The 23532-nt window shown below is 62.3% G+C and carries 22 protein-coding genes; 11 read left to right on the plus strand and 11 right to left on the minus strand.

Going from position 1 to position 23532, the window contains the following annotated elements:
- Nucleotides 1–97: 97 nt before the first annotated feature.
- Complete coding sequence (locus ACZYHG_RS26870) at nucleotides 98–952, minus strand: MBL fold metallo-hydrolase (protein WP_464611132.1); 855 nt, start codon at nucleotides 950–952, stop codon at nucleotides 98–100.
- A gap of 10 nt (nucleotides 953–962) precedes the next feature.
- Entirely contained in the window at nucleotides 963–2276 is a 1314-nt protein-coding gene (gene hmgA / locus ACZYHG_RS26875) for a homogentisate 1,2-dioxygenase (protein WP_464611133.1), read from the minus strand.
- A gap of 91 nt (nucleotides 2277–2367) precedes the next feature.
- On the opposite strand from hmgA, the gene ACZYHG_RS26880 reads away from it, so the two are divergent.
- From ACZYHG_RS26880 to ACZYHG_RS26895, 4 genes are all read left to right on the plus strand, one after another.
- Nucleotides 2368–2835, plus strand: a complete 468-nt coding sequence (locus tag ACZYHG_RS26880; RefSeq protein ID WP_464611134.1) for a MarR family winged helix-turn-helix transcriptional regulator — start codon at nucleotides 2368–2370, stop codon at nucleotides 2833–2835.
- Between the two features lie 125 nt (nucleotides 2836–2960).
- Nucleotides 2961–3599 (plus strand): lysophospholipid acyltransferase family protein, encoded by a 639-nt coding sequence (locus tag ACZYHG_RS26885; protein ID WP_464611135.1) that lies wholly within the window; start codon nucleotides 2961–2963, stop codon nucleotides 3597–3599.
- The gene (locus tag ACZYHG_RS26890) at nucleotides 3596–4546 is read left to right on the plus strand and encodes a phosphatidate cytidylyltransferase (protein ID WP_464611136.1); all 951 of its coding nucleotides are present in this window, start codon (nucleotides 3596–3598) and stop codon (nucleotides 4544–4546) included. Before ACZYHG_RS26885 ends, ACZYHG_RS26890 begins: the two co-directional genes overlap by 4 nt.
- Before the next feature lie 4 nt (nucleotides 4547–4550).
- Nucleotides 4551–5198 (plus strand): CDP-alcohol phosphatidyltransferase family protein, encoded by a 648-nt coding sequence (locus ACZYHG_RS26895; RefSeq protein ID WP_464611137.1) that lies wholly within the window; start codon nucleotides 4551–4553, stop codon nucleotides 5196–5198.
- Nucleotides 5199–5338: 140 nt separating this feature from the next.
- Here ACZYHG_RS26895 and tdh read toward each other — a convergent pair whose 3' ends face one another.
- On the minus strand, nucleotides 5339–6373 hold the full coding sequence (tdh, locus tag ACZYHG_RS26900; RefSeq protein WP_464611138.1) for an L-threonine 3-dehydrogenase: 1035 nt from the start codon (nucleotides 6371–6373) through the stop codon (nucleotides 5339–5341).
- Between the two features lie 52 nt (nucleotides 6374–6425).
- Nucleotides 6426–7613 carry a glycine C-acetyltransferase gene (locus ACZYHG_RS26905; RefSeq protein ID WP_464611139.1) on the minus strand — a complete coding sequence of 396 codons (1188 nt, stop codon included), beginning with the start codon at nucleotides 7611–7613 and terminating at the stop codon, nucleotides 6426–6428.
- A 307-nt stretch (nucleotides 7614–7920) separates the two neighbouring features.
- On the opposite strand from ACZYHG_RS26905, the gene ACZYHG_RS26910 reads away from it, so the two are divergent.
- The gene (locus ACZYHG_RS26910; RefSeq protein WP_464611140.1) at nucleotides 7921–9990 is read left to right on the plus strand and encodes a putative bifunctional diguanylate cyclase/phosphodiesterase; all 2070 of its coding nucleotides are present in this window, start codon (nucleotides 7921–7923) and stop codon (nucleotides 9988–9990) included.
- 75 nt (nucleotides 9991–10065) lie between these two features.
- Nucleotides 10066–10806 (plus strand): polysaccharide deacetylase family protein, encoded by a 741-nt coding sequence (locus ACZYHG_RS26915; RefSeq protein WP_464611141.1) that lies wholly within the window; start codon nucleotides 10066–10068, stop codon nucleotides 10804–10806.
- Nucleotides 10807–10824: 18 nt separating this feature from the next.
- Here the strand turns inward: ACZYHG_RS26915 and ACZYHG_RS26920 are convergent, their stop codons facing one another.
- Complete coding sequence (locus tag ACZYHG_RS26920; protein ID WP_464611142.1) at nucleotides 10825–11253, minus strand: MarR family winged helix-turn-helix transcriptional regulator; 429 nt, start codon at nucleotides 11251–11253, stop codon at nucleotides 10825–10827.
- A gap of 111 nt (nucleotides 11254–11364) precedes the next feature.
- Between ACZYHG_RS26920 and ACZYHG_RS26925 the strand changes: the two genes are divergently transcribed.
- Nucleotides 11365–11772 carry a hypothetical protein gene (locus ACZYHG_RS26925; protein ID WP_464611143.1) on the plus strand — a complete coding sequence of 136 codons (408 nt, stop codon included), beginning with the start codon at nucleotides 11365–11367 and terminating at the stop codon, nucleotides 11770–11772.
- A 407-nt stretch (nucleotides 11773–12179) separates the two neighbouring features.
- Here the strand turns inward: ACZYHG_RS26925 and ACZYHG_RS26930 are convergent, their stop codons facing one another.
- Nucleotides 12180–14225: an oxidoreductase gene (locus tag ACZYHG_RS26930; protein WP_464614800.1), complete on the minus strand. Its 2046-nt coding sequence runs from the start codon at nucleotides 14223–14225 to the stop codon at nucleotides 12180–12182.
- A 59-nt stretch (nucleotides 14226–14284) separates the two neighbouring features.
- On the opposite strand from ACZYHG_RS26930, the gene queF reads away from it, so the two are divergent.
- Entirely contained in the window at nucleotides 14285–14746 is a 462-nt protein-coding gene (gene queF / locus ACZYHG_RS26935) for a preQ(1) synthase (RefSeq protein ID WP_027034682.1), read from the plus strand.
- An 8-nt stretch (nucleotides 14747–14754) separates the two neighbouring features.
- On the opposite strand, the gene ACZYHG_RS26940 is transcribed toward queF, so the two are convergent.
- The 4 genes from ACZYHG_RS26940 to ACZYHG_RS26955 form a co-directional block, all read right to left on the minus strand.
- The gene (locus ACZYHG_RS26940; protein ID WP_464611144.1) at nucleotides 14755–15336 is read right to left on the minus strand and encodes a YqhG/Tai3 family protein; all 582 of its coding nucleotides are present in this window, start codon (nucleotides 15334–15336) and stop codon (nucleotides 14755–14757) included.
- Between the two features lie 4 nt (nucleotides 15337–15340).
- On the minus strand, nucleotides 15341–15814 hold the full coding sequence (locus tag ACZYHG_RS26945; RefSeq protein ID WP_464611145.1) for a DUF3828 domain-containing protein: 474 nt from the start codon (nucleotides 15812–15814) through the stop codon (nucleotides 15341–15343).
- A gap of 97 nt (nucleotides 15815–15911) precedes the next feature.
- The gene (locus tag ACZYHG_RS26950; protein WP_464611146.1) at nucleotides 15912–17561 is read right to left on the minus strand and encodes an ABC transporter substrate-binding protein; all 1650 of its coding nucleotides are present in this window, start codon (nucleotides 17559–17561) and stop codon (nucleotides 15912–15914) included.
- A 45-nt stretch (nucleotides 17562–17606) separates the two neighbouring features.
- Nucleotides 17607–19157, minus strand: coding sequence for a trimethylamine methyltransferase family protein (locus tag ACZYHG_RS26955; protein WP_464611147.1), 1551 nt, complete (start codon nucleotides 19155–19157; stop codon nucleotides 17607–17609).
- Nucleotides 19158–19248: 91 nt separating this feature from the next.
- Between ACZYHG_RS26955 and ACZYHG_RS26960 the strand changes: the two genes are divergently transcribed.
- Entirely contained in the window at nucleotides 19249–20151 is a 903-nt protein-coding gene (locus ACZYHG_RS26960) for a LysR substrate-binding domain-containing protein (RefSeq protein WP_464611148.1), read from the plus strand.
- 48 nt (nucleotides 20152–20199) lie between these two features.
- On the opposite strand, the gene ACZYHG_RS26965 is transcribed toward ACZYHG_RS26960, so the two are convergent.
- Complete coding sequence (locus tag ACZYHG_RS26965) at nucleotides 20200–20508, minus strand: putative quinol monooxygenase (RefSeq protein ID WP_464611149.1); 309 nt, start codon at nucleotides 20506–20508, stop codon at nucleotides 20200–20202.
- A gap of 108 nt (nucleotides 20509–20616) precedes the next feature.
- On the opposite strand from ACZYHG_RS26965, the gene ACZYHG_RS26970 reads away from it, so the two are divergent.
- Both ACZYHG_RS26970 and mutL read left to right on the plus strand, forming a co-directional pair.
- The gene (locus ACZYHG_RS26970; protein ID WP_464611150.1) at nucleotides 20617–21579 is read left to right on the plus strand and encodes a GlxA family transcriptional regulator; all 963 of its coding nucleotides are present in this window, start codon (nucleotides 20617–20619) and stop codon (nucleotides 21577–21579) included.
- Between the two features lie 54 nt (nucleotides 21580–21633).
- Nucleotides 21634–23523, plus strand: a complete 1890-nt coding sequence (gene mutL / locus ACZYHG_RS26975; RefSeq protein WP_464611151.1) for a DNA mismatch repair endonuclease MutL — start codon at nucleotides 21634–21636, stop codon at nucleotides 23521–23523.
- The last annotated feature ends 9 nt before the right edge of the window (nucleotides 23524–23532 follow it).

Raw genomic sequence — 23532 nt, forward strand, 5'->3', positions numbered from 1 at the left:
GTGCAGCTTTCCCGCTGCTTAGGTTTTTTGTCTTGCGCATGATCTTTTCCGAAAACCGGTTCCCACTTTTCGCTGAACGCGGTCCTTCGGTTCGGGATCATACTAGCTCCACAACAAGGCCGTCGCGGGCGATCGTCAAGTCGCCGGCCCATGTTTTCCTGACAGCCGCCGTCCAGTCGGCCTCGCCGATCTCGGGATCGTCGGCGGGAATGAGGTGGTTGAGCACCAGTCTCTTCACGCCGGCGTCGCTGGCGATGCGCCCGGCCTCCTCGGCAAAACTGTGGCTGGCGAGCAGATGCTCCTTGAGCCGAGCGCCATTGCCGGTTCTGGCGACCAGCCGCTCGATACCTTCTTCCAGCATGGCTTCATGGACGAGAATGTCAGTAGCTTCGGCGAAATCGGCGAGTGGTGGAAAGAAAGCCGTGTCGGCGGAAAAGACCACGCTTTTCCCGCCATGCGCGAAGCGCAGAGCAAAGCAGTCTGTGACCGGCGGATGGTCGACACGCAGTGCCGTCACTTTCAGGCCGCGCTGCTCGACCACCTGGTCTTCGCCGAACTCGCTGATCGATACCAACTCACGGATATCGGGCCGGCCCTCATCAACAATGCGGATCTCGATGTCGAATTCCATCGCCTGGCAAAAACGCCGCCAGTAGTGGCCGGTGCCGGGTGGGCCGAACACATTGACCGGCGTCGTCAGCCCCGCTGTCCAGGCGGTGTGGATCAACGGCCCCAGTTCCAGCACATGGTCGGAATGCAGATGCGTGATGAAGACCAGGTCGAGCGCCTTCAGGCTGATGCTGGCGTCGACCAGACCGCGCGTCACGCCAAGCCCGCAATCGACAACGATGGTTCGACCGCCGATCTCGAGCAGCGATGAACTCGGCCACGGTCCGCCTGGCCGCAGCGCCGGACCACCCTTGGAGCCCAGAAGCACAAGGCGATCACTCATTGAACTGATCTCAAGACCAGTCGCCCTCGGGCGTGCCATTGAAGCGCTTCTTAAGATCGGACCAGCAGTCGATGTAATTGTCCTGCCGGGTTTCGAGTTCAGCGCCGTAGCGGGTCAGCATCTGCGGGTAACGGGTCTCGAACATGAAGGCCATGGTGTTGTCGAGCTTGACCGGTTTCAGGTCGGCACGCGAGGCCTTTTCGAAGCCAGGGGCGTCCGGCCCATGGGCCAGCATCAGATTGTGCAGGCTGATGCCGCCGGGGACAAAACCTTCCTCCTTGGCATCGTACTGGCCGTGGATCAGCCCCATGAACTCGCTCATGATGTTGCGGTGATACCAGGGCGGCCGGAACGTATCTTCGGCCACCAGCCAGCGCGGCGGGAAGATGACGAAGTCGATGTTGGCGGTGCCTTCCTCGCCGCTCGGCGCGGTCAGCACCGTGAAGATCGACGGGTCGGGATGGTCGAACAACAGCGCGCCAACCGGCGAAAAGGTCGCCAGATCATATTTGTACGGCGCGTAATTGCCATGCCAGGCAACGACGTCGAGCGGCGAATGGCCGATCTCGGTGACATGGAAATTGGCGCACCATTTCACCGTCAGCCGGCAAGGTGTCTCCTTCTCCTCGAACCAGGCGCAAGGCGTCTTGAAGTCGCGCGGATTCGCCAGGCAATTGGCGCCGATCGGGCCGCGGTCAGGCAAGGTCAGCTTGGCGCCGTAGTTCTCGCAGACATAGCCACGCACTTCGGCATCGACGAGTTCGACCTTGAAGACCAGGCCGCGCGGCAAAACGGCGATCTCGCCGGGCCTGAGCTCGATGACGCCCATCTCTGTGACGAAACGCAAGGCGCCGACCTGTGGGACGACCAGCAACTCACCATCGGCGTTGAAGAAATGATCGTCGACCATCGATTTGTTGGCGACATAGACATGGGCAGCCATGCCGCTTTGCCCGAGCACGTCACCGGCGGTGGTTATGCTGCGCATGCCGGCAATGAAATCGGTCGGCGCCTTCGGCATCGGCACCGGGTTCCAGCGATACTGGCCAAGCGCCAGTTCATGATCGCCGACATTGGGGGCAGTCTTCCACAGGGGATAGGTCGCCGCCTTGAAGCGGCCAGTGTGCTTGACGCTCGGCCGGATCCGGTAGAGCCAGGAGCGCTCATTGGTGCCGCGCGGCGCGGTGAAGGGGGAGCCGGAAAGCTGCTCGGCATAGAGGCCGTAAGCCGGCCGCTGAGGCGAATTCCGCCCTTGCGGCAGCGAGCCGGGCAAGGTTTCGGTCTCAAAATCGTTGCCGAAGCCAGGCATGTAGGAAAAGGCCATCGGTTCCTCCCGCATTGACCAGATTGGTTTCATCTGTAACCATCGAAAATGTAACTATCAATGCCACCATGGCGCGCAAGGAAAATGATCCATGGAACCGGAGAGCCTGGAACTCGAACGCTTCCTGCCCTACCGGCTCTATCGCCTGGCCGATGCCGTCAGCCGCGAGTTCTCGCGGATATACAAGGACAGTCACGGGCTGACGCGACCGGAATGGCGAACGCTTTCCGGACTTGGCCAGCATGGGACGATGACCGCGACAGAGCTTGGCGAGCAGTCGGCCATGCACAAGACCAAGGTGTCGCGTGCCGTTGCCGAGCTCGAGAGGCGGCGCTGGCTCATCCGAACTGCTGATAAGAACGATCGCCGCGTCGAGCATTTGACGCTTACCAAAGCGGGTCTTGCCGCCTATCGTGAGATGGTGCCGTTGGCGAAGGCGTTCGAGCAGGCGTTGCTGGCCAAGTTGAGCGCCAACGAACGGGCCTCCATCGTCAAGGGCGTCTTGTCGCTGGAAATCGCATTGGGTAGGAAACAACAGCCGTTGCCGGAGGAGACATAAGACGGCCACAGCGAAGGGGTAACGCGTTCAAACAGATTTGAGTCTCGCGATCCATGTCTGTCCGGTAGGGATCTTCCGCGCTGCATGTCAGCTGATGAATGATCCACGAACGAATTGGGGGGTGGATGAAGTCGCTGATCGCGAGGCCGGTGGCCTTGATCGTCTTGCTGTTTGCCCGGGCGATCACCGCCGTCCGGCCGTTCTGGCATGAAGGCAGGCTGCCTCGCCGTCGCTCGATCTTCTTTGCCAACCACTCCAGCCATGGGGATTTCATCCTGATCTGGGCTGTTCTGCCGCCGCGCCTGCGTCGGCGGGTCCGCCCCGTAGCGGGCGCCGACTACTGGCTAAAATCAAAACTCCGAGCCTTCATCGGGCGCGACGTTTTCAATGCCGTCCTGATCGATCGCAATCGCGACGGACGAACGATGGATCCTGTCGAGAGCATGGGGGAAGCGATGAAGGAAGGCTCTTCGTTGATCCTCTTCCCGGAAGGCACGCGCAACCAGTCCGATGCGTCCTTGCAGCCATTCAAATCCGGGCTGTTCCATCTGGCGGCATTACACCCGGATTTCGAATTGGTGCCGGTATGGATCGCCAATCTGAACCGGGTGATGCCGAAAGGGGAATTCGTGCCGATCCCATTGATCTGCACGGTGATGTTCGGCGAGCCGATGCACCTGGCTGATGGCGAGGACAAAGATATGTTTCTCGAGCGGGCACGGGAGGCGCTACTCGCGCTGGCGCCGAAAAAGGCAGCGGAATGAGCCCGACCCAATTCGACATGATGGTTCTCGTGCTCGGCGTCTTCGGAATCCTGCTCGTGGCCTCTTTCGTGGGTCATGTCCTGGAGCGACGCTTGTCGCCAGACGGTTCGAACCCGGCCATCGAGAACCTCAACGCCCGTATCAATGCCTGGTGGGTGATGGCGATTCTCATCGCCATAGCATTCATCGCCGGGCGCATCGGCGTTCTGCTCCTCTTCGGCTTCTGTTCCTTTGCAGCGCTTCGCGAATTCGTGACGCTGACCAATACGCGGCGTGCCGACCACTGGGCGTTGGCGACCGCGTTTTTCGTCGTGCTGCCGTTGCAGTATGCCCTGCTCTGGATCGAGGACTATGAAATCTTCTCCGTTTTCATTCCGGTCTACGCCTTCCTGTTGATGCCCATCATCTCGGCCGTGCGGGGCGACACCCAGCACTTCCTCGTCCGAATCGCCGAAGTGCAATGGGCGCTGATGATCTGTGTCTTCTGCGCCTCGCACGTGCCGGCTCTTCTGACCTTGCACATTCCAGGCTACGAGGGCCGCAATGTGCTTCTGATAGCCTTCCTTGTCATCGTCGTGCAGTTGAGCGACGTGCTGCAATATGTCTGGGGAAAGATGATCGGGCGTACGAAGATCGCACCAAAACTTTCGCCGTCCAAGACGCTTGAAGGTTTCGTCGGCGGCGTTGCGAGCGCCAGCCTCATTGGTGCCGGCCTGTGGTGGATCACGCCGTTCTCTCCCCTCCAGGCGGGCGCGATGGCGTTTCTGATCACGCTGATGGGGTTTTTCGGCGGCCTCGTAATGTCCGCCATCAAGCGCGACCGCGGCGTGAAGGATTGGGGCAATCTGATCGACGGCCATGGCGGCCTGATCGATCGGCTGGATTCGGTGGTTTTCTCCGCTCCGATCTTCTTCCACCTCACGCATTACTTCTGGTCGCCGGGATGAGGCAGTGATGAACACAGGCGACCGCAGACCACTTGCAAGCCGCGACACGCGCTGGGCACAAGCGATGGCCAGACGCCTCGCCGTGCTCTCGGTGACCCCCAACCAGATTTCGCAGGCCAGCATCCTCGCCGGCGCGCTGGCCGGCGCCGCCTTCTGGCTTGGCGGGCAGAGCGACGGCACGGCTCGTTTGCTGCTGTTGCTGGCCGCTGCGTTGTTTTGCCAGCTGCGCCTGCTATGCAATCTGTTCGATGGCATGGTCGCGGTTGAAGGCGGCAAGGCATCGGCCGATGGGCCGTTCTGGAACGAGTTCCCGGACAGGATCGCCGACATCGCCATCATGGTCGGAATAGGCTACGGCACCGCCATGCCTGGCCTTGGCTGGGCCGCGGCCTGTTTTTCGGTCCTTACCGCCTATGTGCGGGAACTAGGACGGGCCAATGGAGCGCCGAGCGATTTCTCCGGCCCGATGGCCAAACCACATCGCATGGCGGTTGCAACCGTTGCGGCCCTGCTGTCTTCAGTGGAGTTCCTCTGGAATGGCCACAACCAGATCCTGACGCTCGCGCTTGCCATCATCGCGATCGGTGCCGCCGCAACCGCGCTGCGACGCGCTTGGCGACAGGTCCAATGGTTGAAAGCCAGGCGACCCTAGGCATTTCACCGTTTCACCGAAACGGCGAATTGCTCTAACTCCTTGTTTTTACGCAATTCCCAAGGGAAAGCGCGATGCGCTTTTCCCGGCAAAACCGCTCACACTTTTTCTGGAATTACTCTAGCTTTCGGCGCGACAGCCTACCAGTCCATCACCACCTTGCCCGAACTGCCGCTGCGCATCGCATCGAACCCGGCCTGATAATCGTCGATGCCAATCCGATGCGTGATCAGTCCCGACACATTGAGCGGACCCTGGACCAGCGCGATCATCTTGTACCAGGTCTCGAACATCTCGCGGCCATAGATGCCCTTGAGATGCAGCATCTTGAAGATGACCTTGTTCCAGTCGATTTCGAAGCCGGTCGGCGCGATGCCCAGAATGGCGATCTTGCCGCCATTGTTCATGGTGTCGATCATGTCGCGGAAGGCGGGGGCGGCACCCGACATTTCGAGGCCGACGTCAAAACCCTCGGTCATGCCGAGCACCGGCATGACATCGCGCAGCTTTTCCTTCGAGGCATCGACGACATGCTGGACGCCGAGCTTTTTCGCCAGCGCTAACCGCACCGGGTTGATGTCGGTGATGACCACCTTTCGCGCGCCGACGCATTGTGCCACCAGCGCACCCATGATGCCGATCGGCCCGGCGCCGGTGACCAGAACGTCCTCGCCGACCAGGTCGAAGGACAATGCCGTGTGGACGGCATTGCCCAGGGGATCGAAGATCGCCGCGATCTCGTCGGGCACGTCGTCGGGGATCGGCACGACATTGTGCTGGGGGATCGCCAGATACTCGCCGAAGGCGCCGGGCCGGTTGACGCCGACGCCGAGTGTGTTGCGGCAGAGATGCCCTCGCCCGGCGCGGCAGTTGCGGCAATGGCCGCAGACGATGTGGCCCTCGCCCGACACGCGCTGGCCGACCTTATATTCGGTGACCGCCGCGCCGAAATCGGCGACGGTGCCGACAAATTCATGGCCGGTGACCATCGGCACCGGCACGGTCTTTTGTGCCCACTGGTCCCAATTGTAGATATGCACGTCGGTGCCACAGATCGCCGTCTTCTTGATCTTGATCAGCACGTCGTTGGGGCCGATCTCCGGCACCGGTACCTCTTCCATCCAGATGCCCGGCTCGGCCTTGGCCTTCACCAGCGCCTTCATCATGTTCGACATTCTTTTGTCCCTTGAATCTCTTGATCCGGAATCGCTTTTAGGCGCCGGCCGTTCAGGAAACCACGCCCAGCTCCCTGCCGACCGCAGCGAAAGCCTCCACCGCATGGTCGATATCGGCAATGGAATGCGCCGCCGACATCTGGGTGCGGATGCGCGCCTGGCCTTTCGGCACCACCGGGAACGAGAAACCGATGACATAGATGCCGCGCTTCAGCATGCGTGCCGCCATCTCCTGCGCCAGGCTGGCATCGCCCAGCATCACCGGGATGATCGGATGATCGGCTCCGGCCAATGTGAAGCCGAGCTTGCCCATCTCAGATCTGAAACGCGCCGCATTAGCATATAGGCGCTCGCGCAAGGCGTCGCCATTGCGGATCAGCTCGAACACCTTGATCGAGGCGCCGGCGATTGCCGGCATCAGCGTGTTGGAAAAGAGATAGGGCCGCGAGCGCTGGCGCAGCCAGTCGACCACTTGGCTTTTGCCCGAGGTGTAGCCGCCGGAAGCGCCGCCGAGCGCCTTGCCCAGCGTGCCGGTGATGATGTCGACCCTGCCCTCGACGCCGCAATGCTCGGCCGAGCCGCGACCATTCTTGCCGACGAAGCCAACCGCATGGCTGTCATCGACCATGACCATGGCGTCGTATTTCTCGGCAAGGTCGCAGACGCCTTTCAGGTTGGCGATGATGCCGTCCATCGAGAACACGCCGTCGGTGGCGATCAGCCGGAAGCGGCAATCCCCAGCTTCCTTCAGCCGTGCTTCGAGATCGGCCATGTCGTTGTTGGCGTAGCGGAAGCGTTTGGCCTTAGACAGCCTGACGCCATCGATGATCGAGGCGTGGTTCAGCGCATCCGAGATGATCGCGTCTTCCTCGCCAAGCAGCGTCTCGAACAGGCCGCCATTGGCGTCGAAACAGGAGCCGTAGAGGATGGTGTCTTCCAGGCCGAGGAAGGATGAAATCGTCGCCTCGAGTTGCTTGTGTTCCTCCTGCGTGCCGCAGATGAAGCGCACTGACGCCATGCCGTAACCATAACGGTCAAGCGCCTGGGTGGCCGCCGCTCGCAAATCGGCGCTGTCGGCGAGGCCGAGATAGTTGTTGGCGCAAAAATTCAGCACTTTCTCGCCGCCGACCTCGATCTGCGCCGACTGCATCGAGGAAATCACCCGCTCGGACTTGTAGAGGCCGGCCGTTTTGAGCCCGGCAAGCTCGCTGTCGATGTGGGAGAGGAATGCTGCGGTCATGATCAGGTCCCGTTTGACGTGGGCAGACTGTCGTCCCGGTTGCGTAAAAAATCCATCGCAAAAGCGACCGGATCGGGTGGCGGGGCAGCATCAGACGAGACGCCAAGGGCAGCGCCCAGGCGACTACCCGGAAATACGCGGGCTACGAAAGTTCAAATGCGGGCCGGCCGCGAAAGGACCCGATAACCATTTCGCGATCTTTCCACGCCTCCCCCTTGCCGGCCGGCTATCGGTTTCCGGTCCTGTTAACGTTTCCAGTTCAATGATGCTCATACAGGAATCCGTTGGCGAGAGGCCGCCCCCGAACATGTCGCAGCAGCCGGTGCAAACCGTTTCAGGCAAGCTCATACTGCTGATCAAAGCCGGCTACTGGCTGGCATTGCTAATCATTGCCGCCATGGTCGCGGCCTCCTTCGTCCTGCTGCAGCAGACGATGGCCACCCAGCAGCATAACCATACCTTGCTCGACATCGTCGGCACGCAGAAGACGTTGTCGCAACGCATCGTCTTCCTAGCCAGTGAAACGAGTGCCGCCTCGCGCGACAAGCAGCCGGCGCTGGCCAGCGCGCTGAAGCAGGCCACTGCGGAGTTCGAGACCAACTACGATCTGCTGCTCAAGCAGACCGGCGCGGATCCGGCATCTCCGGCCAAGCTCGATCCGCAGTCGATCGAAAGCGTGCTTTTCGCCAAGCCCTTCCATCTGGACTATTTCTCGGTTGGGCTGATCGCCAATGGCGACCGTCTGATCTCAGCCCTCGAATCGCGGCTCAATCTCGACAATGAGGGTTACAAAGGTGGCGCCGAACGCGTCAACCTTGATGCCTCGGTCGCCAATGCCACCTTGTCGGGCTATGCCGCGCTCGGCCAGCGCATCTCCGCCGAAGCCGATGAGCGCTCCGAAAAGCTGCTCTCCCTCCATCGCACGCTGTTCTACGCCACGCTCGGCGTCATCCTGCTGGTGGCGCTGTTCATCTTCAGGCCGATGTCCAACGCTATCCTGCGCAAGACGCGTGAACTGGTCGACGCGCGCAATTCGATGGCCTTCATCGCTGTTCATGACGGCCTGACCGGCCTGCACAACCGCACCTTCCTGACCGACCATTTCGAGACGCTCATCAAGGGTGCGCACCGGCGGCGCGAACGTCTGGCCGTGGTACAGCTCGACCTCGACCGCTTCAAGCAGATCAACGATACGCTGGGCCACGCCGCCGGCGACTATGTCCTGGTGGTGACGGCACAGCGCATGCGCGATTCCTGCCGGGCGTCGGATTTGTGCGCGCGGCTCGGTGGCGACGAATTCGTGATGATCCTCAACGGCGCCGGCAGCACCGAAGACATCAATATGCTGGCACGACGCATCCTGGCGCACATCAACGAGCCGATCGTCTTCCAGGGCACCACCATTCTTCCGGGCGCCAGCGGCGGCATCGCCGTTTATCCGATCGACGCCGACAACGCGCAGGACCTGCTTGTCCATGCCGATCTGGCGCTTTACTCGGCCAAGAAGATGGGGGGCGGCAACTTCTCGTTCTTCTCCGAAGAGTTGCGCCGTGAACTCGACTATCGCAAGCAGCTTGAGCACGACATCAAGGTCGCCATCGCCGAGCGGGCATTCCAGGCCTATTTCCAGCCGCAGGTCTCGCTGACCACCGGCGCTATCAGCGGCATCGAGGCGCTGGTGCGCTGGAACCATGCCGAACGTGGCATGATTGCTCCTGGTGAATTCATTCCGGTCGCCGAGAAATGCGGCTTCATGCCAGAGATCGGTCGCATCGTGATCGGCAAGGCGATCAACCAGGCCGCCGAATGGAACCGTGCCGGGATTGCGTTCGGGCGGCTTGCCGTCAATGTTTCGGGCACCGAGTTGCGTGAGCACGATTTTGATGCGTTTCTGTTCGAGACGCTGGAAAAGGCCGGACTGCCGCCGCAGAAACTGTCGCTGGAAATCGTCGAATCCGTCATTCTGGACGACGAGAAGACGGGTATAGCGGCAAAGCTGCGTCATATCCGGGCGGCCGGCGTGCATCTGGAACTGGACGATTTCGGCACCGGCTATGCATCGCTCAGCCACGTCAATCCCAACGAGATCGACCGGCTCAAGATCGACCGCCGCTTCGTGCAAAACATCCATGAGAATGGCGACAACTCCAAGATCGTGCGCGCCATCACCGAGCTTGCCCGCGGCCTCGGCATCTCGATCGTCGCCGAGGGTGCCGAAACCGAGGCCGAACTCGACTCCCTGATGGCGATCGGCTGCGACCAGGTGCAAGGCTATTCCATCGCCTTCCCGATGCCGCACGACAAGGCGTTGGAATGGCTGACCGCCCGCATGCCGAAGAAGGCCAGGCTGACGGTCCTGCAGGGCAGCCTGGCCTAGGTGGGACCCGGCCCGTCTTGACAACCAATCGCTGAAATGGCGGCCTGTCGCGATCGCAATCGGTTACATCAGTCTATGATAGTCTTTCGGCTTGTCCTGGCGGCCATGCTGCTGTCGGCGCTGCCGGCCCATGGGGCGGATCGCACCATATATCTGACCTTCGACGATGGCCCGCTGAACGGCACCAGCAACATCCTCGACGTGCTGGAGGCGAAGCAGGTTCCGGCAACATTGTTCATGGTCGGCATGCATGCCGTGGCCAGTGCGTCCAGCAAGGCGCTGGTGCGGCGCGCCAAGGCAATACCGCTGGTGACGATCGGCAACCACAGCTACAGCCACGCCTACAATCACTACCGGCACTTCTACAGCGATACGGAAGGGGTGGTTGCCGACATGCTCAAGGCGAATGCGGTGCTGGGCCTGAAGCCCGCGGTGCATGCGCGGCTGCCCGGGCGTGATGTGTTTCGGCTGCCTTCGATGTCAAAGAACGACAACTCGCTCGGGCCCGCGCAAGCCGGCCGGGAGGATCCGGACTACGAATTCGTCGCGGCTTCCGGCTTCTATCTCTATGGCTGGGACCACGAATGGGTGCACAAGGACAGCGGCGAGCCTGTCCAGAGTGTCGACCATCTGGTCAGCGAGATCGATCATTTGTTCGGCTATGGCCACTTCGCCAGACCGGGCAAGCTCATCCTGCTCATGCATGACGAGATGTTCCAGGACAGTTTCGACGGCAAGACGAAGCTCACCGATCTGATCACCGCGCTGAAGCTGCGCCATTATGCATTTGGCGCGATCCCGGCCTATGAAGACTGAGTCGGTGGCCCGGCTCTCCTAGCTCTCCACATTGTCCCGCAACGCCGCCAGCACCTTCGCGAACTCAGCCAGACGCTCGTCGGGCAACCCTGTGCGAAGCCGCTTGTCGAAGACAAGCGCGGCTTGCCGCAATGTCTCGAACAGCGCTTCTCCCGCTTCTGTCAATTCGACCAGATGGACCCTCCGGTTGACTGGATCGCGGCGGCGCGTCAGCAGGCCCTGCCCCTCCATCGCGTTGAGATGGTGGGTGAGCGTCGCGCCCTGGATGCCGATCATGCTGGCAAGCTCGCGCTGATTGGCTAGCCCATTCGACTTGACCGACAACAATGTCAGCCAGACCGGCAATGTACCACCGGCCTCGACCAGAGCGGCGTCGAAGGCTTGGGCAACCAGCTTGGCGGTGCGGCCGAGATTCATGCCGACCGGCGGGCGTTCAAAGGGCGTCATCAGCCGACACTAGACGGTGTTCTCCAGGGATGGAACAGGCTCGCATTTATACGTTGACATCTAATGATTAGATATCTAACTATTAGAGCAACAGCCGAGAGGAGTGTCGGTATGCAATATGTCTACGTCGTTGTAATGGGCCTTCACGTCATGGCCGGCGTTTTCTGGGCCGGTACCACGATTACGTTGGCGCGAGACCCGGATATCCGCGCCGAGCGGCTGTTTCGACCGCAGATGGGCGCAGCCACCGGCGTCTTCCTGACCGGCGCACTGCTCTGGTATTTCTTCCACGCCGCCTATTTCGGCTCGACGGAAACGGTGCTGGCGCTGGGTATTCTGACCGCGCTCGCCGCCGCCGGCGTTCAGGGCGCGGTGGTTGGTTCCGCCAGCCGTCGATTGGTCGGTTCCGATCCAGCGGTGCAACCCAGGCTGCGCGCCAGAATGACGATGGGCGAGCGAATTGCCGCGGGTTTACTGGTCATCACCGTGCTGTGCATGGCAGTGGCACGGTTCATTTGAGGAACGCCGCATAGCGGCAATCACCAAATACACGAACCGTACGTCCCTTGGCCCCGGCCATGACGTGCGGGCGCGCGGCAGGGCCGACATGCACGGGCTCTCGCATGCAGGTTTTGCCGCGCGCCACCAGTTCTCGCCAACGGAAGCAGCGAACGATCAGGTCAGCTTTTTGCGCGCCTGTTTCTTGAGTGCCTCAACGAAGGCCGCCGGTTCCCATCCCGCATCCAGCGCGCGGCGGAAAAGCACCTGCTGGGTTTCGGGCGCCAGGCCGCCGAGCGGCGGGGGCGATCGAGATTGGTGGGGAAGAATAGCCTTCCGCAGAAGAGGCGATCGCATTGTGCGCCGCCTCCCTGGTCAGGCCGCAGATCATCACGCCGTTCAACATGCCGGCCTGAGCAGGCCGAGGATCAGATCCGCAAGCCGAACCTTATCCCGTCATAGATGGCGGCGTGGATATTGCGCGAAGCCACCGCATCGCCGATGCGCAGCAGCGTGAAGCCGGCTTGCGGGTTGTGCGACGGAAAGATGTCGCCGCCACCAACCAGACGTTCGTAGTCGATCGCGCCGCCATTCTTCGAAAGCGGCTTCAGGCTGAGATAGAGATCATCGAGTGGTGCGGTGCCGTGCTCGACCACCACCTGATCGACCCTGCGCTCCCCGCGCCAGCCATCGGCAAAATCCGAAGCGAGCTCGGCAACCAGTTGGTTGCCCTCGCGCCGCACCGAGCGCAGGCGCGTGTTGATGGTGATGGTGACGCCCTTTTCCTGGAAGGCGCGCATATAGGGCACGTGGTTCATGCCGCCCATTTCTGGCGCGAAGAAACGCTCCGGCGAGACCAGTTCCAGCCTTGCGCCGCTGTTGGCGATCAACTCGGCCGCGCCCATGCCCTGATGGCCGCCATTGTCGTCAAAGAGCAGCACGTTCTCGGCCGGTTTGACGCTACCGGCCATGATGTCCCAGCTCGAGGTGACGAGATTGTCGCCTGATGTCAGCGGCGGGTTCTGCGGCAAGCCGCCGGTGGCGACCACGACGACATCGGGCGCCAGCGCCAGAACATCATCCTGCTCCGCCCAGGTGTCATAGCGGATCTCGACGCCGAGCCGGTCGAGTTCGGCCAGCCGCCAGTCGATGATGCCGATCAATTCCTTGCGGCGCGGATTCTGCGTCGCCAGGCGCACCTGGCCGCCGGCCTGCGATGACGCCTCCAGGATTGTGACGTGATGGCCGCGCTCTGCTGCAACACGCGCCGCCTCCAATCCGCCTGCCCCTGCGCCGACAACGACGACTTTCCGTTTGGGCGCTCCAGTCTTGACGATGATGTGCGGAATCTCGGCCTCGCGGCCGGTCGCCGCATTGTGCACGCACAGCGCCTCGCCGCCTTCGTAGATACGATCGAGACAATAGGTGGCCCCCACACAGGGGCGGATCTCGTGCTCGCGGCCTTCCATCACCTTCTTGATGATGTGCGGATCAGCGATATGCGCACGGGTCATGCCGACCATGTCAAGCTTGCCGGTGGCGATCGCGTGGCGCGCGGTGGCAACGTCGGAAATCCGCGCCGCATGGAAGGTCGGGAACTTCGTCGCCGCCCTCACCTCGCCAGCGAAATCGAGATGCGGCGAAGAGCGCATGCCGGTCACCGGGATGACCTTGGTCAACGCCGCGTCACTTTCGATCGAACCGCGGATGATGTTGAGGAAATCGACCTTGCCGGAATTGGCCAGCTGTCGGGCAATCTCGACGCCCTCCTCTTTCGACAAGCCTTTTTCAAAATCCTCGTCGGCGACCATGCGAATGCCAACGACGAATTTCTCGCCGACCGCCGCGCGCACCGCGTCGAGCACCATGTGGGTGAAGCGCAGGCGATTGTCGAGCGAGCCGCCATACTCGTCGTCGCGATGGTTGGTGGCCGGCGACCAGAAGCCATCCATCAGATGGCCGTAGGATTCGAATTCGATACCGTCGAGGCCGGCCGCCTGGCAGCGCTGAGCGGCCGACGCATAGTCGGCGATAATGCGTTCGATGTCCCAATCCTCGATGGTTTTTGGGAAAGCGCGGTGCGCCGGCTCGCGCACCGGCGAGGCCGAAAGCACCGGCAGCCAGTCAGCCTTGTTCCAGCCGGTGCGGCGGCCGAGATGGGTGATCTGGATCATCACCTTGCAGTCATGCTCGTGGCAGGCGTCAGCGAGTTCCGCGAGCCACGGCACGATGCGGTCGTCATAGACATGCAGATTGCCGAAGGCGGCAGGGCTGTCGCGCGAGACGATGGCCGAGCCGGCGGTCATGGTCAGTGCCATGCCGCCTTTGGCCTTTTCGGCATGGTAGAGCCGGTAGCGCTGTTTCGGCATGCCGTCCTCGGAGTAGGCCGGCTCGTGGCTGGTCGACATCACCCGGTTCTTCAGCGTCAGATGCTTCAGCTGATAGGGTTGGAGGAGCGGGTCGTTGCTGGTCATCATCTTCCTGCTTTTCCAAATTGTGCTAATGAGCGGCAAATTCGAAGGACGTCCCACTCATGATCGATACCAAAACCCTCACCCAGCTCGGCGCGCACGTCGAGACGCCACAGAGCCCCGAACAGGCGGTCCTGGAGACCGTGCCGTTCACGCGCGGCGACGGACCGCCCGCCATCGTGCGCTTCACCTGTCCGGAATTCACCTCGCTCTGCCCGGTCACCGGGCAGCCGGATTTCGCCCATATCGTCATCGATTACGCACCCGACGCGGCTCTGGTGGAATCGAAATCGCTGAAGCTGTTCATGACCTCGTTCCGCAACCATGGCGCCTTCCATGAAGACTGTACCGTGATGATCGGTCGCCGCATCGTGGCAGCAACCAAGCCGTTGTGGTTGCGCATAGGCGGCTATTGGTATCCGCGCGGCGGCATTCCGATCGACGTCTTCTGGCAGACCGGCGCTCCACCCGAAGGCGCCTGGCTGCCGGACACCGGCGTTGCTCCCTATCGCGGACGCGGCTAGCTCGACGCTCATTCGCACTGATACTGGCTGAGCGCCCATTCGCCGGTCACCGACAGAAGGTCCGTGATCTTCCAGTCGCCGCCGACCTTCTTGAGCTTCCATTCGAGGCGGTGCGGATTGCCGGCGACGACGAAGGCGACGACCACCTTGGCCTGGTCGCCATTGATCGCTTCGATCGTCTTCAGGCTCTTGTCGATCTCGTCCTTGTCATAGTCGGCATTGTCGAGCGCCATGTTGGGATCGAGGCACTCGCCCTGCCCCGATTTGCGCAGCGCGTCGCTCTTGTCGAGCACGGTTTTAGCCGGATCGATGAAATGGCCGCGTTGCGACGGATCGACCTCAAGGTTGACCTGATTGTAGAACGGCCGCACCACCGCTGTCGGCGATCCCGGCTGGATGGGTGCGGCAGGCGCGCTGTCAGCCGGCGGCGCCGTCGTCGGCGGATTTGCCGGTGTCCCACTATCGCCCGGCGCCGTGCCGGCCGGGTTGTTTGCCGGCGGCGCGCCAAATAACCCTTGTGCAGTGGCGCCGCTCAAGCCCGCAGCCAACAGGCACAGGGTCGACAGTGCGAGGAACCGACGACGGGCCATCGCATCAATCCTGGCCGGCCACGCATTCCAGCGCGCTGAGCTTCCAGTTGCTGGTCTTCGAGGCGATGTCCGATATCTTCCACGTGCCGTCGATCTTCTTGAGCGACCAGACCATTTCCCGTTTGGCGTCATCGCCTTCCGGGAAAAGGCTGAAGGACGCTGTAACCTCGGCATTGTCACCATCCAGCTTCTCGGACAGTTTCAACGTTTTCGAGATGGTCTTCTGGTCGAAATCCTGCGCATCCAGACCAGGGTCGAAGTCGATGCAGGCGACCTGGTCCGGGTTCTTCTTGGTCGCCTGATCGTTGAGATCGAACAGCTTCGTCACCGGCTCGGTGAAGCGACCCCGGTATTGTGCTTCGGCCTCGAACTTGACTTCCGGGACATAGAAGAACTTCACGGCGTCTGACGCCGGACCGGCGAAGGCGGCCGCCGGCAAGGCTGTCGCAAGGGCGGCAAGGAGCACTGTCAGTCGCATGCAGAATCTCCGGCTTTTGATGGCTTGAGGCAATCAACACCACGCGTCCTGCATATCGGCTTTTTTGCGGCTCATGAAGTCCCTGCGCCGCCTCCTTTCAGCCGTCCAGCCAGACATTCTGGAGGTCCATCTCGAAGGTCTGATGGACGCCGTAATTCTTCACCTTCTTGTTGGTGTGGCTGTAGAGCTTCTGCCAGTAGGGTTGGATGATGACACCCGAATCCTGCAGGATTTGCTCGACGTCCTTCATCACTTCCTTGCGCTTGGCTACGTCGATCAGCGAAAGCGCCTGTTTGAGCTTGGCGTCGAAGTCAGGGTTGGAATAGGCTGATTCATTCCAGGCCTCGCCGGTGCGATAGCCCAGCGCCAGCACCTGGACGCCGAGCGGGCGCATGTACCAGATGGTCATCGAATAGGGATATTTCGTCCAGTCGTTCCAGAAGGTCGACCCCGGCAGCACGGTGCGCTTCACCTTGATGCCGGCATCCCGCAGCTGGCCGGCAATCGCGTCGCCGGTGTTCTTCTGCCAGTCGTCCTCGATGGTGATCAGCTCATGCTCGAAGTCGGCCTGGCCGGCGTCCGCCATCAGCTTCTTGGCGCCCGCGGCGTCGCGCGTCTTCTTGGGCAACGGATAATATTCCGGGTGGATCGGACTGACATGGTGATTCTCGCCGACCGTGCCGCGCCCGTTATAGCCGAGCTGCAAGACGGCATTGTTGTCGACGGCCATCTGCAGCGCGTTGCGCACCCGCTGGTCGTCATAGGGCTTGTGAGTGACATTGGTGCGGGCAACCAGTGTCGTTGCCGTCGCGACCTCCGATTTCTCCAGGCCCATCTTGTCGAGGATGTCGATGAAGTCGGCCGGGCTCTCGAAATTGAGGTCGATCTCGCCGGATTCGAAAGCGTTCACCGTGGCGTTGAAGTCGGTGCCGTAGTCGATGAACTCGATGCTGTCGAGCGGCGCCTCGCCGCCCCACCATTTGCCGTTTGCGCGGCGCTTCACCACCGCCTTCTGGCCGACATCGTAGGAGACCAGTTCGAACGCTCCCGTGCCGATCGGCTTCTTGATCGGGTCGGCGCCGTCGGCATCGAAATTGCGGTGCACGACAAGCGCCGGGTAATCGGTGAAGTTCGGTATCAGCGAAATGTCGGGCTCGCTGAGCTTCAGCTTGACTGTGGAGTCGTCGACTTTGGTGATCGCGCCGTCCCTGGCCTTGCCGGTTTTGGCATCGATCAGCGCGCCGACGCGTGCGGCCATCGAATTGCCGGCGACGCCTTTCTCGCACCAGCGCGTCAGATTGTAGGCGACGTCATCGGCGTTGAAGGCATCGCCATTGTTCCACGTAATGCCCTTGCGCACATGCAGCACATATTCGGTGGCGTCGTCGTTGATGTCCCAGCTTTCAAGCAGCACCGGCTCGAATGTGAACTGTCTGGTATAGCGGACCAGCGGCTCCAGCCAGCTGCGCGAGATATTGGCAAGCTCAACCCAGTCATAGGTGCGCGGGTCCTTCTGCGCCTTGACCGACATCGAGACATGCAGCGTGCCGCCCTTCTTCGGCTCCTCTGCCAAAGCCTGTTGCGGCGCCGCAAGGCCGATCATGCCGTAGGCCAAAGCCGTCGATGCTCCGAATGCGCTTGCCAGCGCCAGGAACTCGCGCCGGTCCATACGGCCCGCACGTACCTCTTGTGCCATTGCCTCGATGGCGCTCGGGACACGATCGCCATTGCTTCTGAAAAGTGTCATTTTCTTTCCTCCCTTAAGTTCCCGTCGGGTCTGCGCCCTTTTGCATCAACTGACAGTGTCCGGCAGCTTCTCCTCGCGCCGCGCAATAAAATCCTTCAGGCCTTCCGCGATGCCCTCGTCGAGCTTCGGCTCCTCATAATCGGCGAGCATATTGCGCGCTTTCTCACGACCGCGGGTGTCATGGTCCTTCGCGCCCTCGGCCTTCCACTGTTCGTAGGAGTTGAAGTCCATGATCGAGGGCATGAAGAAAGCGGACTCGAAATGTTCGAGCGTGTGCTGGGTGCCCAGGAAATGGCCCTGCGGCCCGACCTCGCGGATCGCCGCCATTGCTTCCTTGAAATCGTCGAAGGGAAGCCCGCCGGCATATTTGTACCAGCCGACAAGCTGTTCGCAGTCCGTCGCGAATTTCGAATAGCCGCAGGTCAGGCCGGCTTCCAGCCAGCCAGCGGAATGCCAGATGTAGTTGGCGCCGGACAGGATGGCGGCATGCATCAGCATGTTCAATTCGTAGCCCGCCTGGGCGTCATTCAGCTTCGAGCCGACATGGAAGCCTGAGGTGCGCCACGGCAGCCGGTATTTTCGCGCCAGCGCCCCCATCAGATACATCATCTGGGCGGCCTCCGGCGTGCCGCCCATCGGCGCGCCGGTCTTCATGTCGACCGTGACCATGAACTGACCGTAGACCTGAGGTGAGCCTGGTCGGATGAGCTGGGTCAGCGCCACGCCGGCAAGCGCCTCGGAGTTGACCTGCGCCACCGCGCCGACGGCAGAAGCCGAGGTCGAAGCACCGCACAACGCAAAAGGCGCCAGGATCAGCGGCTGATTGTGGCTCGCATAGACCCGCATGGCGTCGATCATGGTGGCGTCCCATACCAGCGGCGAATTACAGTTGGTGATCGCCACCAGCACGGGGTTTTCGCGTACGAACTCCTCGCCGAAGACGATGCCAGCCATCGCCATCGTGTCCTCCGCGCGCTCCTTCGATGTCACTATGCCCATGAACGGCTTGTCGGAATGCTTCAGCGCCGAATGGATGATGTGCAAATGCCGTTTCGGCACCGCTATCTCCATCGGCTCGCAGATGACCGAGCTCGAGGAATGCAGCGCCGGCGCCATGTAGGCCATTTTGTGGAAATTGTTCAGATCGGCGAGCGTGCCGTAGCGCCTGTTGTTGTCGAGGTCGCGCACGTAAGGCGCGCCATACATCGGCACGAAGATCGAGTTGTTGCCGCCGACGCGAACCGTACGCTCGGGGTTGCGTGCATGGAGCGTGAACTCCGACGGAACCTTAGAGACGAGCTCCATCAGCAGCGCACGGTCGATGCGGACACGCGTCTCCCTGACATCGGCGCCGGCCGCCTTCCAGAGTTCGATCGCGCCGTCGTCGCGAAATTCGCAGCCTACTTCCTCGAGAATCTTGAGCGATTCCTCGTGGATCAGTTCCACCGCCTCGTCCGGAATCATCTGGTAGACTGGAATCTTGCGGACCAAGGTCGGGAACGAGATTATCGGAGCCGCTCGCAGAGCCTTGCGCCCGATGCGGCCGCCGCTTCGGCGATGCGTGGTCTCCGTCAATTCAGCGGCGGGTGCGTTCATGAGACCTCCTGGCGTCCGTTCCAGCCAAGTTAGCGACATGAAATATGGCTGTGACGCTGGAAAATCCTGATCTCTTGTATAAGCTGAGCTTATGCGAAGCCTGCGCCATCTCCTGCCCTCCGCCGGCAGCCTGATCGTCTTCGAGGCGGCCGGCCGGCTGTCGAGCTTCACCGCCGCCGGGCGCGAGCTCGGCATGACCCAGGCCGCCGTCTCCTATGCGGTGCGCGGTCTGGAAGAGCAGCTCGGCGCCAAGCTGTTCCAGCGCCGTCACCGGCAGGTCAGCCTGACGGAAGCCGGCGAACGCTTCCACGCCGACGTCTCGCTGGGCTTGTCTCATATCCGCAAGTCGGCCGAGGACCTGCGCCTGCAGGCGACCGGCGGCCACGTGACGCTTGCCGCATCGACCGCTTTCGGCTCGTTCTGGATGATGCCGCGCCTGCAGCAGTTCCGCGACGAATTGCCGGGCATCGATCTGCGCATCCAGACCGCCGACCGCGACCTCGACATCATCGCCGAAGGCATCCCGCTGGCCGTGCGCGGCGGCGAGCCCCGGCAATGGCCGGACTATCATTCGCTGCCGCTTGCCGACGAGGAGATCTTCCCCGTCGCCGGCACCAGCTATCTCGCGAAGTTCGGCATGCCCGAAAGCGTGGCTGAACTGGCCACGCACCGTCTCATCCATCTCGAGGAGCCGTATCGCGAGGCCGCCAGTTGGGACGAATGGTTCCAGTCGGCCGGCGGCGGCCTCGACGACACTGCGCGCGGCCTGCGCATCAATGATTATGGCCTGGTGATCCAGGGGGTGATGGAGGGGCAAGGCATTGCCCTTGGCTGGCGACACCTGGCCGAGCGGCTGCTGGCGACGGGACTGCTGGTGCCGGTGACCAACCATGTGCTCAAGACCGGCAAGGCCTTCTATGTCGTCTGGCCGAAGAACCGGGAGCTGAGCGAGAATGCGCGCAAGGTCAGGGATTGGCTGGCGGCGCAGGCGTAGCCTGGCCGGCGCAATCCGGCGCATGACCGGATTGCGTTCGCAAAGAAATCAGACCGAACCGTCATTCTTGAGGCCGAGCACGTCGATCTTGTCGATGGTCGGCGGGCCGACAAACAGTGTTTCGGCATTGGCCATCAGTGCCTTGGCGATCTCGCCGGTGAGATGCGCCTGCCGCCCTGCCTCGTCGTGAAAGGCATCGAAGACGCCGAAGACGCTTGGCGAAAGCTGCAAGGCGAACCAGATCGGTGTTCCGGCCTCCTGATTGGCCAGTTGCAGCCCGGTTGCGAGGAACGCGGCGACGTCCTTCTCCTTGCCGGGTTTGGCCTCGAAGCGCGCGAACAGTGCGAGTTTGATCATTTGTCTTCTCCTCGTCGTTTGTACGGCCAAGGGCCGTCGGAGGGACAATCGCAGCATCGGAGCGGAAACCGTATTGGCAAAAATGACATCTTTGATATCATTATTGCCATGAACATTTCCGTGCTTGCGCTTGACGGCGTCTTCGACACCGGACTGGCCACCATGCTCGACGTTTTCGGTACCGCCAACGAACTGGCCGGGATGCTGGCGTCGCCACTCGGCCATTTCGCCACGACTGTTGTCGGGGTGAGCGACACCGTCCACACCGGGCAAGGCCTTCAGGTGCCGGTCATCCCGATGGGCAGCGAGGCGCGCCCCGATTGGCTGGTGATCCCGGCGATCGGCCAGAAAATGCCGGACCCGCTTGCCGAGGCGCTGAAGCGAGACGACATCGCCAGGGCAACCAAGGCGTTGCGCGCTGCCGCCGAAGCCGGCACCCGCATCGGCGCTGCCTGCATCGGCACGTTCATCCTGGCGGAGACCGGCCTGCTCGACCGCCGGCCGTCAACCACCACCTGGTGGCTGGCGCCGATGTTCCGGCAACGTTACCCGCAAGTGCGGCTCGACGCCTCGCGCATGCTGATCAATGACGGACAGTTCGCGACCGCCGGTGCGGCGCTCGGCCATATCGACCTCGCTTTGATGGTGATCCGCCAGACAAGCCCGGAGCTGGCGGCACTGACGGCGAAATATCTGATCGTCGACAGCCGGCCGCTGCAATCGGCCTATGCAATCTCGGACCACCTCGCCCATTCAAACCCGCTGGTCGAGCGTTTCGAACGATGGGCGCGAGGCCGTCTCGCCACCGGTTTCAATCTCGACGAAGCAGCCACAGCACTGGGTGCCAGCAAGCGGACGCTATCGCGGCGGGTCAACGATGTGCTTGGCAAGACGCCGCTGTCCTATTTCCAGGATCTGCGCGTCGAGCAGGCTGTGCATTTGTTGAAAACCACGTCGGATAGCGTCGAGGAGATCGCCGCCAAGGTCGGCTATGGCGACGGGGTGACGTTGCGCAATCTGTTGCGCCGGCGGCTGCGCAAGGGCGTACGCGAAATCCGCGCTGCAAACTGATCCACTCCTGAATTCTCCCCTCCCGCGCGACCCGAATCCGCCTATAGTGCGCCCATGCCCATTCGCCAGCTTTCCGAAACGATGATCAACCAGATCGCCGCCGGCGAAGTCATCGAGCGTCCGGCAAGCGTGGTCAAGGAACTGGTCGAGAACGCGCTGGATGCCGGCGCATCACGCGTCGAGGTCGTCACGTCAGGCGGTGGGCTGAACCTGATCCGCGTCACCGATGACGGCTCCGGCATCCCCGAACAGGAGCTTTCGCTGGCGATCGCGCGTCACTGCACCTCCAAGCTCGTCGAGGATATCAACGACATCCGCTCGCTGGGTTTTCGCGGCGAAGCGCTGCCGTCGATCGGTTCGGTGTCGCGGCTGTCGATCCGCTCGCGCACGGCGAGCGGCGACAGTGCCGCCGAGATCGGCATCGAGGGCGGCCGCGTCCTGCCCGTCAGGCCGGCGGCGGCCAATCGCGGCACGACCGTGGAGGTGCGCGACCTGTTCTTCGCCACGCCGGCAAGGCTGAAATTCATGAAGGGCGAGCGGGCTGAAAGCTCGGCGACCAGCGATGTCGTCAAGCGCATCGCCATTGCCTTCCCTTCCGTGCGGTTCACGCTGGCCGGCACGGATCGTTCGACACTGGAATTGCCGGCGACCGACGACAGTCCGGAAGGCAGCCTGCGCCGCGTCGCCCAGGTAATGGGGGCCGAATTTCCCGACAATTCGATTCCCATCGACGCGATGCGCGAAGGCGTGCATCTGACCGGCCATGTCTCGATCCCGTCCTTCACCCGCGCCAATGCGCTGCAGCAATATGCCTATGTCAATGGCAGGCCGGTGCGCGACAAGCTGATCGCCGGCGCCATTCGCGGCGCCTTCGCCGACGTGCTGCCACGCGACCGCCACGCGGTGACAGTGCTGTTTCTTTCGCTCGATCCGGCCATCGTCGACGTCAATGTCCACCCGGCCAAGGCCGATGTGCGCTTCCGTGATCCGGGCCTGGTGCGCGGGCTGATCGTCGGCGCCATCCGCCAGGCACTGGCCGATGCCGGCATCCGTTCGGCCACGACGGGCGCCGCCGGCATCATGGCGGCGTTCAGGCCAGGTGCGGCATCCTATGGTCACGGCGGCCCGGCCAACGGCCATCGCAGCTACGACGCGGCCTACCGTGCGTCCGGTTCCGCCGGCTTCGACCCCTCGCGCTCGCCGCAGCGGCCGCTCGACATGCAATTCGAAGGCTCGGGCTTCGAGCGCGCCACCACAAGAAACGGCGGGTTTGGTGAGCCTGACCAGGCGGCGTTCGATGCCGGCTCGCTTACCAGCGCCGATGCGCGTGCCGGGCTGAGCGAGGCGGCAGAGACGCTGCTCGGCACGGTGCTGGGAGCAGCACGCGCCCAGGTACACGAGAACTATATTGTGGCGCAGACAAGCGACTCGCTTGTTATCGTCGACCAGCACGCCGCACATGAGCGGCTGGTTTATGAAGCGCTGAAGAACGCGCTGCATTCGCGACCAGTGCCCTCCCAGATGCTGCTTCTGCCTGAAATCATCGATCTGCCGGAAGAGGACGCCGAGCGGCTCGCCATGCATTCCGAGACACTGGCCCGCTTCGGCCTCGGCATCGAGCGTTTTGGCCCGGGCGCCGTCGCGGTGCGCGAGACGCCGTCTATGCTGGGCGAGACCAACGTGCAGCAATTGGTGCGCGACCTCGCCGACGAAATCGCCGACAATGACACGGTCGAAACGCTGAAAGAGCGGTTGGACAAGATCGCTGCCACCATGGCCTGCCATGGTTCGGTCCGTTCCGGCCGCCTGCTTAAGGCCGAGGAGATGAACGCGCTGCTGCGCCAGATGGAGGCGACGCCGGGGTCCGGCACCTGCAACCATGGCCGGCCGACCTATATCGAGCTCAAGCTGGCGGATATCGAGCGGCTGTTCGGGCGTCGGTGAGACTATCCG

The sequence above is a fragment of the Mesorhizobium subarcticum genome (genome assembly GCF_055456085.1).

Coding starts and splice junctions, on each gene's coding strand:
- ACZYHG_RS26870 (WP_464611132.1), bottom strand. CDS start 952: ATGAGTGATCGCCTTGTGCTTCTGGGCTCCAAGGGTGGTCCGGCGCTG.
- hmgA (WP_464611133.1), bottom strand. CDS start 2,276: ATGGCCTTTTCCTACATGCCTGGCTTCGGCAACGATTTTGAGACCGAA.
- ACZYHG_RS26880 (WP_464611134.1), top strand. CDS start 2,368: ATGGAACCGGAGAGCCTGGAACTCGAACGCTTCCTGCCCTACCGGCTC.
- ACZYHG_RS26885 (WP_464611135.1), top strand. CDS start 2,961: ATGAAGTCGCTGATCGCGAGGCCGGTGGCCTTGATCGTCTTGCTGTTT.
- ACZYHG_RS26890 (WP_464611136.1), top strand. CDS start 3,596: ATGAGCCCGACCCAATTCGACATGATGGTTCTCGTGCTCGGCGTCTTC.
- tdh (WP_464611138.1), bottom strand. CDS start 6,373: ATGTCGAACATGATGAAGGCGCTGGTGAAGGCCAAGGCCGAGCCGGGC.
- ACZYHG_RS26905 (WP_464611139.1), bottom strand. CDS start 7,613: ATGACCGCAGCATTCCTCTCCCACATCGACAGCGAGCTTGCCGGGCTC.
- ACZYHG_RS26910 (WP_464611140.1), top strand. CDS start 7,921: ATGTCGCAGCAGCCGGTGCAAACCGTTTCAGGCAAGCTCATACTGCTG.
- ACZYHG_RS26915 (WP_464611141.1), top strand. CDS start 10,066: ATGATAGTCTTTCGGCTTGTCCTGGCGGCCATGCTGCTGTCGGCGCTG.
- ACZYHG_RS26920 (WP_464611142.1), bottom strand. CDS start 11,253: ATGACGCCCTTTGAACGCCCGCCGGTCGGCATGAATCTCGGCCGCACC.
- ACZYHG_RS26925 (WP_464611143.1), top strand. CDS start 11,365: ATGCAATATGTCTACGTCGTTGTAATGGGCCTTCACGTCATGGCCGGC.
- ACZYHG_RS26930 (WP_464614800.1), bottom strand. CDS start 14,225: ATGACCAGCAACGACCCGCTCCTCCAACCCTATCAGCTGAAGCATCTG.
- queF (WP_027034682.1), top strand. CDS start 14,285: ATGATCGATACCAAAACCCTCACCCAGCTCGGCGCGCACGTCGAGACG.
- ACZYHG_RS26940 (WP_464611144.1), bottom strand. CDS start 15,336: ATGGCCCGTCGTCGGTTCCTCGCACTGTCGACCCTGTGCCTGTTGGCT.
- ACZYHG_RS26945 (WP_464611145.1), bottom strand. CDS start 15,814: ATGCGACTGACAGTGCTCCTTGCCGCCCTTGCGACAGCCTTGCCGGCG.
- ACZYHG_RS26950 (WP_464611146.1), bottom strand. CDS start 17,561: ATGACACTTTTCAGAAGCAATGGCGATCGTGTCCCGAGCGCCATCGAG.
- ACZYHG_RS26955 (WP_464611147.1), bottom strand. CDS start 19,157: ATGAACGCACCCGCCGCTGAATTGACGGAGACCACGCATCGCCGAAGC.
- ACZYHG_RS26960 (WP_464611148.1), top strand. CDS start 19,249: ATGCGAAGCCTGCGCCATCTCCTGCCCTCCGCCGGCAGCCTGATCGTC.
- ACZYHG_RS26965 (WP_464611149.1), bottom strand. CDS start 20,508: ATGATCAAACTCGCACTGTTCGCGCGCTTCGAGGCCAAACCCGGCAAG.
- ACZYHG_RS26970 (WP_464611150.1), top strand. CDS start 20,617: ATGAACATTTCCGTGCTTGCGCTTGACGGCGTCTTCGACACCGGACTG.
- mutL (WP_464611151.1), top strand. CDS start 21,634: ATGCCCATTCGCCAGCTTTCCGAAACGATGATCAACCAGATCGCCGCC.